The organism is Microbacterium sp. NPDC090003, from assembly GCF_044748385.1.
In the GTDB taxonomy this organism is placed as follows: Bacteria; Actinomycetota; Actinomycetes; order Actinomycetales; family Microbacteriaceae; genus Microbacterium.
In genome coordinates this window covers 50,972-64,090 of the sequence record NZ_JBIVFW010000003.1, presented here as the reverse complement: position 1 = coordinate 64,090, position 13,119 = coordinate 50,972, and the positions used below count along the sequence as shown (strand labels likewise).

Below are 13,119 nucleotides of genomic sequence, written 5' to 3'. Positions count from 1 at the left end.
CGCCGGAGTGTGGAAGGGACGGACACGGATTGTCAACGGGCGTGCCCGACCTCGACGGATGCCGCAGGCTGAAGCATCCGCCATCGACCATCCGGGAGGACCTCATGAACGACCCGCACACCTCGCCTGAATCCGGCCCGAGCTCCTACCCCGACGACAGCGGCCCCTACGACGCCGCCGCGGATGCCGCCGCCGAACCCGCCGAGGACGGCAAGGTGTTCACGGCCGACGAGAACGCCGACCATGACAGCCCGCACGACGGTGAGCAGGACCCGCTCGATCAGAGCGACGGCCTCGAGCGCTGACCCGCTCCGCGTCGAGCGAGGGTGCCGAGGGTCAGATGCGGTCGTCCTCGACGACCGTCGTCGTGCCGCGGGTACGCCCGCGGCGGGAGACCATGACGATGATGCCGATGATGGCCGTGATCGCTCCGGCGGCCATGAGGATGTAGCCGACGAGGTCGAGGTTCACCCAGTCCAGCTGCACGTTCAGCGCGAACGCGAGGATCGCGCCGATCACGAAGAGGACGATTCCGGTTCCGATGCTCATGAGAGTGCTCCTTCCGGCATCCCACGATGCCGTCCCGCCTCATGATCCCCGGAATACCCGGCCCCCGGAAAGGGCTTGACTTCGGCCTCTCCACCGCTGGAGTACCGGAAGGTCGGTCAGGCGCGGGCCGCGACCAGCCCGCTCAGATGCCTCTCGAGGACCCCCTGCGCCCGCGCCCCGTCATCCGCATCGGTGCGCCACAGCAGGTGGAGCGCGAGTCCGTCGAGGAGGGCGTGCAGTCGGTCGGCTTCGAACTCCGCATCGACCGCCTCGGACGCCGCCCCCGAGCGCACGAGTTCGGCGATCGCGGCGGCGCACACGGAGCGCACACCATCGCTGAGTTCCCGGACGGATGCGTCGAGCGACGCGTCGGTCAGCGCGAGGGCGCCCAACTGCATCTGCGCGATCATCTCCCGTCGCCGCACCGTGTCGAGCGGCAGGACTTCGGCGAGCATCGAGAGGACGAGCGGCATCCCCTCGCCGGACAACGCCCGGAGGCGGCGCGCCACCGCCGTGCGGATCTCGTCGAGGCAGAACGTGCGCAGCGCTGCTTGCGTGGGGAAGGCCCGACGCAGGGACGCCGTGGCGAGTCCGGCCTCGTCGGCGACCTTGCGCACCGAGAGGGAGGCGAGTCCGTCTCGGGCCAGCACGCGCATGGCCGCCTCACCGATCTCCCGGTCGCGCTGCGCGTGGTCGATCAGCTTGGGCATGTCCTCACCGTACCGGGGCGGCCTCCGCCGGTGCCTTCTTCGGCCAGATCGTGTAGCTGATCGCCCAGATCACGTCGACCGCGAGCACGATTCCGAGGATGCGGAAGAACCCGAGCAGCTCGGCCGTGCGCTCGGGAGCCGCCACGATGGCGATGAGTCCCCCGAGGATCCCGGCCGCGATCGCGACGGCGAGCACGGTGCGCCCCACGTCCTTCCAGCAGGCCACCGTATACGCCGATCCCGTGAGCGGCGCACGGCGCGGCGCCCCGCGGAATCGCGTCGCGAACTTAGCATCCAGCCACGCGATCATCCGGTGCCCATAGGCGACGGAGATGCCGATGTACAGGGCGGCGAGACCGTGGTGCCAGGATGCCGTCGCCCCGCCGAGGAGGTCCACCGTGACGAGCGTCAGGAGCACGAGATCGATGAGGGGTGCGGCGACGAGGAATCCGACGCCGAGCCGCGGCCGGCGGAGCGGGTACCGCGCGACGAGACCGGCGACGATCGCGACCCAGAACGCGATCTCGCAGGCGATGATGGCGACGAGGATCATCGGCGCGGCCCCGGGGTGCGTGTCGTCATGTCGTTAAGTTAGCACGGTCGTACTAAAACGTCGACATGAGAACGCGGTCGCCGCAGGGCGCCCGACGATTACGCCCGGCGAGGCGCGGCGGTCGACGCCCGCACGATCAGCTGCGATCCGAGCGTGGCGGTCTCACCCAGCACCGCTCCCCCGATCGCCTGCAGCAGCAGGTCGACCCCGAGGGCGCCGCTGCGCTCGATCGGCATCTGCACGGTGGTGAGGCCCGGGGTCACGGCTCCGGCGAGGTCGATGTCGTCGATGCCCACCAGGCTCACGTCGTCGGGGCAGGTGAGTCCGAGGTCGAGGAGGCCCGCTTCGAGGCCGATCGCGACGAGGTCGTTGTAGGCGACGACGGCGGTCGCCCCGCTGGCCGCGGCGAGCGCGGCGGCGGCCCGACCGCCCTGGATCGACGCCTCGTGGTGGCTGAGCCGGGTGAGACGGATGCCGTGGCGACCGCACGCGCGCTCGATGGTGTCGAATCGACGGGCGTCCGCCCACGACCCACGGGGACCGGAAGCGTAGGCGATGTGCTCGTGCCCGAGTGCGACGAGGTGCTCGATCGCCTGCGCGGGACCGTGCTCGGCATCCATGAGCACGCTGGGGATGCCGTCGATCTGCCGGTTGACGACGACCGACGGGGTGCCGCCGATGAGGGCTGTGACATCGGCATCGGGGAGGCGGGGAGAGCAGAGCAGGATGCCGTCGAGCTTGCGGGCCTGCTCGATCTGCTCGCGCTCGCGGCGCAGGTCCTCGTCGGCGTCGAAGAGCACGGTGCGATGCCGCCCGTGCCACGCCTGACCCTGGACGGCCTTGAGGAGCTTGCCGTAGACGGGGTTGGCGACGTCGGGCACGATCACGCCGAAGGTGCGGGTGGCGGTGCCCGCCTGGGGGTTCGCGTAGCCCAGGTCGGCGGCCGCCTCGAGCACGCGTTCGCGGGTGGTGGGGGCGAGGCGGTCGGGTTCTCCGAAGGCGCGCGACGCCGTGGCGATCGACACGCCTGCGCGCTTCGCCACGTCCGTCAATGTCGCTGCCACGTCCACCCCTCCGGTTGCCGCAATCCTATGGCACGATCCTCGTCATGAAACTGGCTTGACAAGTTTGTACAACTCATACACACTGCTTTACATGACGATCAACGCCGATCTCCGGATCCTGAGCCGCGCCACCCCCGCGGCCACCGCTCCGCTGGTCACCCCCTCCGGCACCGGCATCCTGCACCTGGGTCTCGGCAGCTTCCACCGGGCGCACCAGGCGATGTACACGGCCGCCGCCATCGCCCACGACGGCGGGGACTGGGGCATCATCGGCGCCGCCTCCCGCTCACGCACCGTCGTCGACGCGATGCACGCGCAGGACTTCCTCTACTCGGTCGCCACCATCTCTCCCGCGGGCACGAGCCTCGCGATCCCCGGTGTGCACACCGACGCCTTCGTCGCCGGCGACGAGCCCGAGCGCGTGGTCGGCCACATCGCCGACGCCGGCATCCGCATCGTCACGCTCACCGTCACCGAGAACGGCTACAGCTACTCCCCCGCCACCGAGCACCTCGACCTCGACGACGAGACCGTGCGCGCCGATCTGCAGGGCCGCGCGCCGCGGTCGACGATCGGCCAGCTCGCCCGCGGCCTCCAGGCCCGAGCCCGCGCCGGCGCCGAGCCGATCTCGATCCTCAGCTGCGACAACCTCGCCGCGAACGGCAAGCACACCGAGAAGCTCGTGCGCGAGTTCCTGCAGGCTCTGCCCGACGGCGAAGCGTCCGGCGCCCTCGACTACATCGACCGCGCCGTCACCTTCCCCTCGAGCATGGTCGATCGCATCGTGCCGTCGACCACCGCGCGACTGCGCGACGAGGTCGCCGGCCTCCTCGGCGCGGTCGACGGCATCCCCGTGCCGGGCGAGCCGTTCACGATGTGGGCGATCGAAGACGCCTTCGCCGGCGGACGCCCCGCCTGGGAGGCCGGTGGTGCCGTCTTCACCTCCGAGGTCGCCCGCTACGAGCAGATGAAAGTGCGTCTGCTCAACGGCACGCACTCGCTCATCGCCTACCTCGGCGCGCTCCGCGGAGTCGGCACGATCCCCGAGGCGATCGGCATCGACCGGATCGCGGATGCCGCGCGCGGCGTCATGCGCAGCGAATACGAGCCGTCGGTCGACGTGCCCACCGGTGTCGACATCCGCGCCTACGAGGCCGAGCTGTTCGAGCGCTGGGGCAACAGCGCGCTCGGACACCAGACCCGCCAGGTCGGATCGGACGGCTCGGTGAAGCTGCGCCAGCGCATCCCGGAGCCCGCACTCCTCGCGCTCGGGCAGGGGCGGATGCCGCACCTCATCGCACTCACGGTCGCCGGCTACCTGTCGTGCCACGCCCCGCTCGGCGGTTTCGACCCCGGCGTGCACGCGGCCGCGATGACCGACCCCGCGCGCGAGCGCCTCGCCGCGCTGGCCGCGGGCGCACGCGACGGCGTCGACCTCGCCCGCCGCGTGATCGTCGACCAGCGCCTGTTCGGCAGCGAACTCGCCCACCAGGAGGCCTTCGCCGCACGCGTCGGCGAACTGGTCGACACGATCCGCCGCAGCGGTGTCGACGCGGCGATCACCGACGCCCTCTCCGCCACGGAAGAGGGCATGCTCGAGAACGACCCGAACGCCACGAACGCCACGAAGGAGGCCCGCTGATGAAGTCGCTCGTCATCCACGGCAAGGAAGACATCCGCTGGGACGACCGGGAGACCCCGGAACCCGGAACGGGCGAGGTGCGACTGCGCGTCGGCTTCGTCGGCATCTGCGGATCCGACCTGCACTACTACTTCCACGGCGCCAACGGCGAGTACACGATCCGCGAGCCGCTGGTGCCCGGCCACGAGCTCTCCGGCGTCGTCGACCTCGACCCCTCCGGCCGCCTCGCCCCGGGCACTCCGGTGACGGTGCACCCCGCCCGCTACGGAGCATCCGTTCCCGGTCTCGAGAATCGCCCGCACCTGCGCCCGGGCGGTGACTACCTCGGCAGCGCCGCGGCGAACCCGCACCGTCAGGGCGGAGCCTCCGAGTACCTGTTGGTCGAGGAGCACATGATCCGCGTGCTGCCCGACGGTCTGCCGCTCGAGCGCGCGGCGCTCGCCGAGCCCCTGGCCGTCGCGCTGCACGCCGTGGGTCTCGCGGGCGACGTCAGCGGCAAGCGCGTGCTCGTGATCGGCGCCGGGCCCATCGGGCTGCTGGTGGTCGCCGCTGCCGTGCACGCCGGTGCCGGCGTCGTCGGCGCGAGCGACGTGCGCCCCGAGCCCCTCGACCGCGCGCAGGCGCTCGGTGCGACCGAGGTCGCCCTCGTCGGCCGCGACACGATCGAGAACGAGTCGTACGACGTCGTCTTCGAGTGCTCGGGCGTGGGCGTCGCCCTCACCCAGGCCGTGCGCGCCACCCGTCGAACCGGCACGATCGTGCAGGTCGGCATGCTTCCGAACTCCGACATCGGCGTGAACCTCGCGCCGCTGCTGGCGAAGGAGCTCACGATCCGCGGCGCGTTCCGCTTCTCGACCGAGATCGACGATGCGGTGCGCATGCTCGCGGAGTCGGATGCTCTCGACCCCGTGATCTCGCACGTCCTCCCGGCATCCGATGCCGTGAACGCGTTCACGATCGCGCGCGACTCCTCCGCCTCGGCGAAGGTGCTGCTCGCCCTGTAATCCCCCACCGACACCCCCTGTCCCGGTCCGAAGGAGTACCTCCCATGTCAGACGCCACCACGACGGCCCCGGCCGCCGATCCCACCGCGAAGAGGTCGGTGCGCGACCTCGTGCGCGCCGCCATCTCGGGGTGGCTCGGCACCGCGCTCGAGTTCATGGACTACCAGCTCTACTCGCTGGCGGCCGCGCTCGTCTTCGCCGATCTCTTCTTCTCGTCCGAGAACCCCGCCGTCGCGGTCGTCGCCGCGATGGCCACCTACGGCGTCGGCTACGTCGCCCGCCCCGTCGGCGCGTTCTTCTTCGCCCGCCTCGGCGACAAGACCGGCCGCACCAAGGTGCTCTTCTACACGATCCTGCTCATGGGTCTCGCGACGACGCTCATCGGCTTCCTGCCGACGTACTCGCAGGTGGGCGTGCTCGCCCCCATCCTGCTCGTGCTGCTGCGCATCGCCCAGGGCTTCGGCGCGGGAGCCGAGATCTCGGGCGCCGGCGTCATGCTCGCCGAGTACGCGCCGGCCAAGCGCCGCGGCATCATCGCCTCGCTCGTCGCCCTCGGCACGAACTGCGGCACGCTGCTCGCCTCGGGCATCTGGGCGATCCTGCTCGTCGCCTACAGCGAGGACGAGGTCATCGCGTGGGCCTGGCGCATCCCCTTCATCGCCAGCGCGGTCATCATGCTCTTCGCCATCTGGGTGCGCTTCAACCTCAAGGAGACCCCGGTCTTCGAGGAGCGCGACGACGTCGTCGACGGCAAGGCCCTCTCGCGTGAGGAGACCATCCAGCTCGCCACCGAGACCGGCGACATCCGCACGCTCGAGGCCATGCAGCGCAAGCCCTGGAAGGCCTTCTCGATCGCCCTGCTGCTGCGCTTCGGCCAGGCCGGCAACTCCGGCATGATCCAGACGTACCTCATCAGCTACATCACCGTCGTGCTGCTGCTGGACCGCTCGATCGGCGTCAACGCCGTGATCGTCTCGTCGCTCGTCGCCTTCATCACGGTGCCGCTGTCGGGCTGGCTCGGCGACCGTTTCGGCCGCAAGCGCATGTACATGGTGTGGGCGGTCATCGCCCTGATCGTCATCGTCCCGACCATGCTCATGATCAGCAGCAAGGACACGGTGCAGGTCTTCGTCGGCTATGTCGTGCTGCACAACCTCGCCGTGATGAGCTTCGCCTCGCTCGAGAACCTCACGCTGCCCGAACTCTTCGGCGCTCGCAACCGCTACACGTTCACCGCCATGGCCCGCGAGATCGCGGCGATCGTCGCGACCGGCGCAGGCCCCGTCATCGCCGCCGCGTGGGTCTCGGCCGTCACCGGCTCGTTCATCCCGATCATCATCATGCTCGTGTTCTTCACGCTCTGCGCGCTCGTCGCGTCGATCTGGATGCCCGAGGTGGCCGGTCGCGATCTGACCGACCCGCGCGACGCGATCTGATCGCCCCGCGAGCCATGACCCGGGGTGCGGCCGAGACCTTCGGCCGCACCCCGCACCACACCCGCACCCCGCACGCCCCCCTTCACCAGGAGAACCGAGAACGCCATGACCATCGAGCTCGTCGACGTCAACATCACCAGCCCCGGACGCAACTTCGTCACGCTCAAGATCACGACCTCCGACGGCATCACCGGCCTCGGTGACGCGACCCTCAACGGGCGTGAACTCGCGGTCGCCTCGTACCTCGCCGACCACGTCGCCTCGATGCTCGTCGGCCGCGACGAGGATCGCATCGAAGACACCTGGCAGTACCTCTACCGCGGGCCGTACTGGCGCCGCGGCCCGGTCACGATGGCCGCGATCGCCGCGGTCGACATGGCCCTGTGGGACATCAAGGCGAAGAAGGCCGGGATGCCCCTGTACCAGCTCCTCGGCGGAGCCAGCCGCGAGGGCGTGCGCGTCTACGCCCACGCCTCCGGCACCGACTACGCCGCCCTCAAGAACGCGATCGCCGGCTACCAGGAGCTCGGCTACACGGCGGTGCGCGTGCAGACCGGCGTGCCCGGCCTCGGCCAGATCTACGGCGTCTCGTCGTCGGGTCCGGGCGTGCGCTACGACTACGAGCCCGCCAAGCGCTCGGGCGGGTGTCCCAGCGAGGAGCGCTGGGACACCCGCAACTACCTGAACCACATGCCCGGCGTCTTCGCCAGCATCCGCGAGGACTTCGGAGGCGACCTGCGCATCCTGCACGACGGCCACCACCGCATGACCCCGATCGAGGCCGCGCGCTTCGCGAAGGACATCGAGCCCTACGACCTGTTCTGGCTCGAGGACTGCACCCCCGGTGAGGACCAGACGGCCCTGCGCCTGGTGCGCCAGCACTCCACGACCCCGCTCGCGATCGGCGAGGTCTTCAACTCGGTGTACGACTACCAGACCCTCATCACCGAGCGTCTGATCGACTACGTGCGCTCGGCGGTCACCCACACCGGCGGCATCACGGCCATGAAGAAGCTCCTCGACTTCGCCGCGATCTACGGCATCAAGTCGGGCATCCACGGCCCGACCGACATCTCACCCGTCGGCATGGCCGCCGCGCTGCATCTCGACCTCGCGATCCACAACTTCGGGATCCAGGAGTACATGCCGCACAACGCGCAGACGCTCGAGGTCTTCCAGACCTCGTTCACCTTCGACGAGGGCTTCCTGCACCCGGGTGAGACCCCCGGCCTGGGCGTGGAGCTCGACGAGGATGCCGCAGCGGGCCACGAGTACACCAAGGCGTACCTGCCGGTGAACCGTCTGCTCGACGGCACCGTCCACGACTGGTGACGCGTCCATGACGGGCGACGATCGCGGGGTGGTCACGCTCGGCGAGAGCATGGCGCTGATGCGCGCCACCGAGATCGGTTCGCTCCGGCACGCGAGCGCGATGGCGCTCGGCGTCGGAGGAGCCGAGAGCAACGTGGCCATCGGGCTGCGCCGGCTCGGGGCATCCGTCTCGTGGCTCGGTCGGGTCGGCGACGACTCGCTCGGCGACCGGGTGCTGCGCGAGATCCGCGCCGAGGGCGTCGACGTGCACGGCATCGCGGACGCGGATGCCCCGACCGGACTCATGGTGAAGGAACGGCCGTCCGCGGCATCCACCGCCGTGCACTACTACCGCGCGGGCTCGGCCGGATCGCGACTGCACCCCGACGACCTGCCCGCGGAGTGGGTCGAGCGCGCGGCGATCCTGCACGTCACCGGCATCACCCCGCTGCTGTCGAGCTCGGCGCGCGAGACGCTGCGGGTCGCGGTCGACCGCGCGACGGCCGCCGGGGTGACCGTGAGCGTCGACATCAACTACCGCTCGGCTCTGGCCCCGGTCGCCGAGGCGGGTCCCCTCCTGCGGGAACTCGCGGAGCGCGCCGACCTCGTCTTCGGCGGCGCCGAGGAGTTCGCGGTGCTGTACCCCGAGGCATCCGAGACGGACGCGGCAGGACTGCTGCACGCCGCGGGCGTCGAGCACGTCGTGCTGAAGCAGGGCCCGGACGGCGCGACGGTCTTCACGCCCGACGGCACCTGCGCCGGCCCCGGCTTCACGATCGACGTGGTCGACACGGTCGGTGCAGGTGACGCGTTCGTGGCGGGGTATCTCAGCGCGCGGCTCGAAGGACTCGACATCGCCGGCACTCTCCGGCGCGCCAATGCCTGCGGTGCGATCGCCTGCCTCGTGCCGGGCGATTGGGAGGCCGCCCCGACGATGCGCGACCTCGGGCGGTTCCTCGACGGCGGGGGCGACCCCGTCCGTCGCTGAGCGGACCTCAGCCCGCGGATTCCTCGGGTGTCTCGAGCATCTCGTCGACGAGACTGATGCCGCCCGAGGAGTTCGCCGACATCATCAGCTGCTCGATCCACTTCAGGTTCAGCTGCGGCGCCTCTGGCTCGTCGAACGTGAAGCGCAGCGGGATCGACGGGTGCAGCCAGATCGTCGACCGCCCGTTCTCGTCACTGTCTCCATGGCGCCACGACAGCGTGAAGCTCTCGTTGCGACGAAGCTTCGTGGCGATCGCCACCTTGAGGTGCGCGAGCGCACGGTCCTCGATTCGGATCGGGGCCTCCGAGCCGCCGTAGTGCAATGAACCCATACTGGAACGATAGTCGCGGTCGCATGTCGTCGGGGAGAGCATCGGCTACCAACGGCGTCCGAGTCGCGCAACCCCCTCAGGATCGGCCGGAATCGGGTCTACCGTCGACCGCATGGACGAGCCGAGGACGAACACGAGAGCACGCATCGACATCGATGGCCGCGAGTTCCTCCTGGACGGGGACCGCGACCTCTTGGCGCTCATGGAGCGCATCGAAGCCGCGGCCCGGACGGAGCCCACGTTCGTCGACATCTCCGACCGCAACGGGCTGGTGAGCGTGCTGGTCTCGCCGGGCGCTCGCGTCGTCATCTCGGTCGAGCACGTGAGTTCCGCTGCGCTCGTCGAGGAGGCTCCCGTGATGCCGATCGCCGACTGGGATCTCTGAGATCCCCGCGCGCTCTACTGGATCATCTTCTCCGTCGTCGCGATCGTCGCCACGATCCAGTGGATCTTCACGCGTTGACGGTCACCGCTTCGGGAGCTCGACCGTCTCGTTCTCGGCCTCGTAGGGCTCGCCGGTGATCTTCGACTTCACGAAGCTGAACAGCGAGGCGATCTTCCCACCCGGGCTGTCCCAGTACTCGGCGGACTCGGCGGTGAACTTCAGCAGGCCCACCTCGGGGTCGTCCGGTCCGTTGGTGAACCAGGCCTCGACCGTGGGGCTCCAGAGTTCGCGCACCTTCGCGGGGTCGTCGACCAGCTCCGCGGTGCCCGACAGCGACACCCACGCGTCGTTCGACGAGAGCGAGACGCCCACCCGCTCGTCGGCCTGCGCGTCGAGCACGAGCGTGGCGCTCTTCGACACGAGGAACCACAGGTCGCCGTCGAACTCGGCCTCCTGCACGGTGAGCGGATGCGAGACGAGACGCCCCTCGGCGTTGCGCGTGGTGAACATCGCGAAGCGGAAGTCCTTGAGCAGTTCGGCGACCCGCTGGACGGGTGTGGTGTCGGTCATGAGAGTGTCCCTTCTGCGCCACGATTAGCGCGGCATCCCCGCCATCCTGCGACGGGAGGATGCCGTCGCCGAGGGGGTTGCGGTTCGACCCGAGAGGCCTTAGTCACGACGCACGATGGTTGCGCAATCACCGCGCATCGCTTCTGAGAGACTGGGAGGGTCGAGGGGAACGAGCAGGGAGATCGATTCGATGACCGCAGGAGCCGCCGAAGACCTCGAACGATCGCTCGCCGCGGCGCGAGACGACGGTGACTGGACCGGGGTGCTCGGCATCCTGGGTGCACGCTGGAGCGCTCTCTATCAGGACCATCCGCAGCTGCTGATCCGCACGATCGAATCCCTGCCCCCGGCCGTCCTCGACGCGAACCCTCGCCTGCGCTTCGCCGAGGAGCACCTGCGCCGACGGTCGAACCGGCTTCCCCATCGGCGCGCCTACTCCGACATCCTCTCGGACGACCCGGCCGCACCACCGCTCGACCGCCTCGCCGCCCTCACCGGTCGCCTGGCGACCGCGCGCGGCGACGGACGCCTGGCCGATGCCGCCGCAGACGCAGACCGGGCCGTGGAGACCCTGCGCGCCGTCCCCGTCGAGGTGGTGCCCACCTTCGCGAACGCCCTCCCGGAGCTCCACTACCATTGGGGCCTGACGTACTTCCTGGCCAGTCGATTCGACGATGCGCTCGAGCAGTTCGCGCGCAGCTACGACTGGGCCGAGTCGGTCGACAACCGTCTCGTGCGCACGACGTCCGGCGGTGCCAGCGCTCTCATCCATGCACTGCACGGTCGCGGGCGCGACGCGGCGCGCTGGCTGGGCCAGCTCCCGGAGGTGCCCGCCGATGCCTGGTGGGCGGCGGATGCCCCGGCCGCCGCTCGCATCGCGGAGGCCGTTCTTCTCGTGGACCGCCTCGAGACCGACGCCGCCCGCGCCATCCTCGACGGGATCGACATCGCGCTGTCGCTCGACCTCTGGGGGCCGTACTTCGCGCTGCGCGCCTACACCATCACGCCGGATCGGCGCGACGAGGCGCAGGTGCTGCTGTCGGAGTTCGACTCCTTCGTCGCGGGCCTCGCGCCGGAGTACGCGCAGGTTCCCGTGAACGCCGAGTACACGGCCATGGTGCGGTACCTGCTGCTCCTCCTGCTGCACCAACCCGACCGTGCGGCCCGTGAACTCGGAAGCACCGCACCCGATGCCGATGCGGGCGTCGTGGCGCAGACCTCTGCCGCTCTGCTCGCGCGCCGCCTGGTGCAGCGCGAACAACCCGCCGCTGCGCGCCGCATGGTCGCTCCGCTCCTGCAGGCGTCGAGCGCTCGACCCCGGGTGATCATCTCCGCCCTCGTCATCGCCGCCGAGACGGGCCCGCCCTCGCAGCGCGAGGACCTGCTGCAGCGCGCCGCAGCGCTCGCCACGTGGAACGGCCTCTACTCCGCCTTCCCGTCGGCGTCGACCGCCGCACGCCGGGCGCTCGCCGACCTGATCGAGGAGCGCGGCGAGCCCGGGATCGCGCACCTCCTGCGCGGCCAGCCGGAGACGACGGTCGTCGCGGGCACCGAGGCGCTCACCCGCCGCGAAGCCGCGGTCGTGGCATCGGCCCTGGCCGGGCTGTCGAACACCGAGATCGCCGCAAAACAGCACGTGAGCGTCAATACGGTCAAGTCGCAGCTTCGGGGCGCGTTCCGCAAGCTGGAGGTCTCGAGCCGACAGGAGCTGATCGACCTGTTCCGACTCGGACGCTGAGCCGGGACGGACGCGGAGCCGGAACGGACGCTGAGCCGGGACTCAGGTGCACGGGATAGCGTCGACGGGTACGACCACCGCGATCCCCGACACCTGAGGACACGATGAGCCGCATCACCCCCAGCCTGGAAGCATCCGCCCCCGCCTACGACGGTTTCGTCGGGTGGGTGCTGAGCCTCATCGAATCGCTCGGCGAGGTGGGCGTCGGCATCGCGATCCTCATCGAGACGTTCGTGCCGCCGATCCCCTCGGAGGCGATCCTGCCTGTCGCCGGGTTCCTCGCCTACGAGGGCCGGATGAGCGCCTGGGGCGCGTGGGCGGCGGCCACCCTCGGCGTGCTCCTCGGCGCACTGATCTGGTACGCGATCGGCGCCGCGGTCGGGCGCGACCGCACGCGTCGGATCGTCGGCCGCATCCCGCTGCTCGACCACGACGACTTCGACAAGGCCGAGGCGTTCTTCGCCCGCTGGGGCGGCGGGGCCGTGCTCTTCGGTCGCTGCGTGCCGCTCGTGCGGTCGTTCATCTCGATCCCCGCGGGCATCGAGCGCATGCCGCTGTGGAAGTTCACGCTCTACACGCTGATCGGCTCGGGCGTCTGGAACGCGATCTGGATCGGTCTCGGCTTCGCGTTCGGCCCGGCCATCAAGCCGGTGCTCGAGGAGTGGAGCGGCCTCATCTCGAACGTCGCGGTCGGGGCGATCGCCCTGCTGGTGCTCGCCTTCATCGTCCTGCGCATCCGCCGGCGGCTGCGCGAGGGAACGGCGCGACGGATGCCGCAGCCCGACGCCGACTGACCCCGACGTCAGGCGCACCGATCGGTCGGAAATGCCGGCTTTAG

15 protein-coding genes are annotated in these 13,119 nt (G+C 70.3%); 9 read left to right on the top strand and 6 right to left on the bottom strand.

Annotated elements, in window-relative coordinates:
* Nucleotides 1-104: 104 nt before the first annotated feature.
* Nucleotides 105-305, top strand: coding sequence for a hypothetical protein (locus ACIPVN_RS15900; RefSeq protein ID WP_400444886.1), 201 nt, complete (start codon nucleotides 105-107; stop codon nucleotides 303-305).
* A gap of 31 nt (nucleotides 306-336) precedes the next feature.
* Here ACIPVN_RS15900 and ACIPVN_RS15895 read toward each other — a convergent pair whose 3' ends face one another.
* From ACIPVN_RS15895 to ACIPVN_RS15880, 4 genes are all read right to left on the bottom strand, one after another.
* Entirely contained in the window at nucleotides 337-549 is a 213-nt protein-coding gene (locus ACIPVN_RS15895; protein ID WP_247624641.1) for a DUF6458 family protein, read from the bottom strand.
* Nucleotides 550-665: 116 nt separating this feature from the next.
* Complete coding sequence (locus ACIPVN_RS15890) at nucleotides 666-1,259, bottom strand: TetR/AcrR family transcriptional regulator (protein WP_400444883.1); 594 nt, start codon at nucleotides 1,257-1,259, stop codon at nucleotides 666-668.
* A 4-nt stretch (nucleotides 1,260-1,263) separates the two neighbouring features.
* A complete protein-coding gene (locus ACIPVN_RS15885) occupies nucleotides 1,264-1,812 on the bottom strand; it encodes a hypothetical protein (protein ID WP_400444880.1) in 549 nt (182 codons plus the stop codon).
* A 98-nt stretch (nucleotides 1,813-1,910) separates the two neighbouring features.
* Nucleotides 1,911-2,876, bottom strand: coding sequence for a LacI family DNA-binding transcriptional regulator (locus ACIPVN_RS15880; protein WP_400444878.1), 966 nt, complete (start codon nucleotides 2,874-2,876; stop codon nucleotides 1,911-1,913).
* Nucleotides 2,877-2,967: 91 nt separating this feature from the next.
* Between ACIPVN_RS15880 and ACIPVN_RS15875 the strand changes: the two genes are divergently transcribed.
* From ACIPVN_RS15875 to ACIPVN_RS15855, 5 genes are all read left to right on the top strand, one after another.
* Complete coding sequence (locus tag ACIPVN_RS15875) at nucleotides 2,968-4,518, top strand: mannitol dehydrogenase family protein (protein ID WP_400444875.1); 1,551 nt, start codon at nucleotides 2,968-2,970, stop codon at nucleotides 4,516-4,518.
* Entirely contained in the window at nucleotides 4,518-5,522 is a 1,005-nt protein-coding gene (locus ACIPVN_RS15870) for an L-idonate 5-dehydrogenase (protein ID WP_400444873.1), read from the top strand. Before ACIPVN_RS15875 ends, ACIPVN_RS15870 begins: the two co-directional genes overlap by 1 nt.
* Before the next feature lie 44 nt (nucleotides 5,523-5,566).
* Nucleotides 5,567-6,958 carry an MFS transporter gene (locus ACIPVN_RS15865; protein ID WP_400444871.1) on the top strand — a complete coding sequence of 464 codons (1,392 nt, stop codon included), beginning with the start codon at nucleotides 5,567-5,569 and terminating at the stop codon, nucleotides 6,956-6,958.
* A 105-nt stretch (nucleotides 6,959-7,063) separates the two neighbouring features.
* Nucleotides 7,064-8,290: a D-mannonate dehydratase ManD gene (gene manD / locus ACIPVN_RS15860; RefSeq protein ID WP_400444868.1), complete on the top strand. Its 1,227-nt coding sequence runs from the start codon at nucleotides 7,064-7,066 to the stop codon at nucleotides 8,288-8,290.
* Between the two features lie 7 nt (nucleotides 8,291-8,297).
* Nucleotides 8,298-9,257: a sugar kinase gene (locus ACIPVN_RS15855; protein ID WP_400444865.1), complete on the top strand. Its 960-nt coding sequence runs from the start codon at nucleotides 8,298-8,300 to the stop codon at nucleotides 9,255-9,257.
* 7 nt (nucleotides 9,258-9,264) lie between these two features.
* Here the strand turns inward: ACIPVN_RS15855 and ACIPVN_RS15850 are convergent, their stop codons facing one another.
* Nucleotides 9,265-9,588 carry a hypothetical protein gene (locus ACIPVN_RS15850; RefSeq protein ID WP_400444862.1) on the bottom strand — a complete coding sequence of 108 codons (324 nt, stop codon included), beginning with the start codon at nucleotides 9,586-9,588 and terminating at the stop codon, nucleotides 9,265-9,267.
* Nucleotides 9,589-9,700: 112 nt separating this feature from the next.
* Between ACIPVN_RS15850 and ACIPVN_RS15845 the strand changes: the two genes are divergently transcribed.
* Nucleotides 9,701-9,973, top strand: a complete 273-nt coding sequence (locus ACIPVN_RS15845; protein WP_400444860.1) for a hypothetical protein — start codon at nucleotides 9,701-9,703, stop codon at nucleotides 9,971-9,973.
* An 81-nt stretch (nucleotides 9,974-10,054) separates the two neighbouring features.
* Here ACIPVN_RS15845 and ACIPVN_RS15840 read toward each other — a convergent pair whose 3' ends face one another.
* Nucleotides 10,055-10,543 carry a pyridoxamine 5'-phosphate oxidase family protein gene (locus tag ACIPVN_RS15840; RefSeq protein ID WP_400444857.1) on the bottom strand — a complete coding sequence of 163 codons (489 nt, stop codon included), beginning with the start codon at nucleotides 10,541-10,543 and terminating at the stop codon, nucleotides 10,055-10,057.
* A 190-nt stretch (nucleotides 10,544-10,733) separates the two neighbouring features.
* Here ACIPVN_RS15840 and ACIPVN_RS15835 point away from each other — a divergent pair, with 190 nt between their 5' ends.
* Together ACIPVN_RS15835 and ACIPVN_RS15830 are read left to right on the top strand one after the other, a co-directional pair.
* Nucleotides 10,734-12,281 carry a LuxR C-terminal-related transcriptional regulator gene (locus ACIPVN_RS15835; protein ID WP_400444856.1) on the top strand — a complete coding sequence of 516 codons (1,548 nt, stop codon included), beginning with the start codon at nucleotides 10,734-10,736 and terminating at the stop codon, nucleotides 12,279-12,281.
* Nucleotides 12,282-12,385: 104 nt separating this feature from the next.
* Nucleotides 12,386-13,075 carry a DedA family protein gene (locus tag ACIPVN_RS15830; RefSeq protein WP_400444853.1) on the top strand — a complete coding sequence of 230 codons (690 nt, stop codon included), beginning with the start codon at nucleotides 12,386-12,388 and terminating at the stop codon, nucleotides 13,073-13,075.
* The last annotated feature ends 44 nt before the right edge of the window (nucleotides 13,076-13,119 follow it).

Coding starts and splice junctions, on each gene's coding strand:
- ACIPVN_RS15900 (WP_400444886.1), top strand. CDS start 105: ATGAACGACCCGCACACCTCGCCTGAATCCGGCCCGAGCTCCTACCCC.
- ACIPVN_RS15895 (WP_247624641.1), bottom strand. CDS start 549: ATGAGCATCGGAACCGGAATCGTCCTCTTCGTGATCGGCGCGATCCTC.
- ACIPVN_RS15890 (WP_400444883.1), bottom strand. CDS start 1,259: ATGCCCAAGCTGATCGACCACGCGCAGCGCGACCGGGAGATCGGTGAG.
- ACIPVN_RS15885 (WP_400444880.1), bottom strand. CDS start 1,812: ATGATCCTCGTCGCCATCATCGCCTGCGAGATCGCGTTCTGGGTCGCG.
- ACIPVN_RS15875 (WP_400444875.1), top strand. CDS start 2,968: ATGACGATCAACGCCGATCTCCGGATCCTGAGCCGCGCCACCCCCGCG.
- ACIPVN_RS15870 (WP_400444873.1), top strand. CDS start 4,518: ATGAAGTCGCTCGTCATCCACGGCAAGGAAGACATCCGCTGGGACGAC.
- ACIPVN_RS15865 (WP_400444871.1), top strand. CDS start 5,567: ATGTCAGACGCCACCACGACGGCCCCGGCCGCCGATCCCACCGCGAAG.
- manD (WP_400444868.1), top strand. CDS start 7,064: ATGACCATCGAGCTCGTCGACGTCAACATCACCAGCCCCGGACGCAAC.
- ACIPVN_RS15855 (WP_400444865.1), top strand. CDS start 8,298: ATGACGGGCGACGATCGCGGGGTGGTCACGCTCGGCGAGAGCATGGCG.
- ACIPVN_RS15850 (WP_400444862.1), bottom strand. CDS start 9,588: ATGGGTTCATTGCACTACGGCGGCTCGGAGGCCCCGATCCGAATCGAG.
- ACIPVN_RS15845 (WP_400444860.1), top strand. CDS start 9,701: ATGGACGAGCCGAGGACGAACACGAGAGCACGCATCGACATCGATGGC.
- ACIPVN_RS15840 (WP_400444857.1), bottom strand. CDS start 10,543: ATGACCGACACCACACCCGTCCAGCGGGTCGCCGAACTGCTCAAGGAC.
- ACIPVN_RS15835 (WP_400444856.1), top strand. CDS start 10,734: ATGACCGCAGGAGCCGCCGAAGACCTCGAACGATCGCTCGCCGCGGCG.
- ACIPVN_RS15830 (WP_400444853.1), top strand. CDS start 12,386: ATGAGCCGCATCACCCCCAGCCTGGAAGCATCCGCCCCCGCCTACGAC.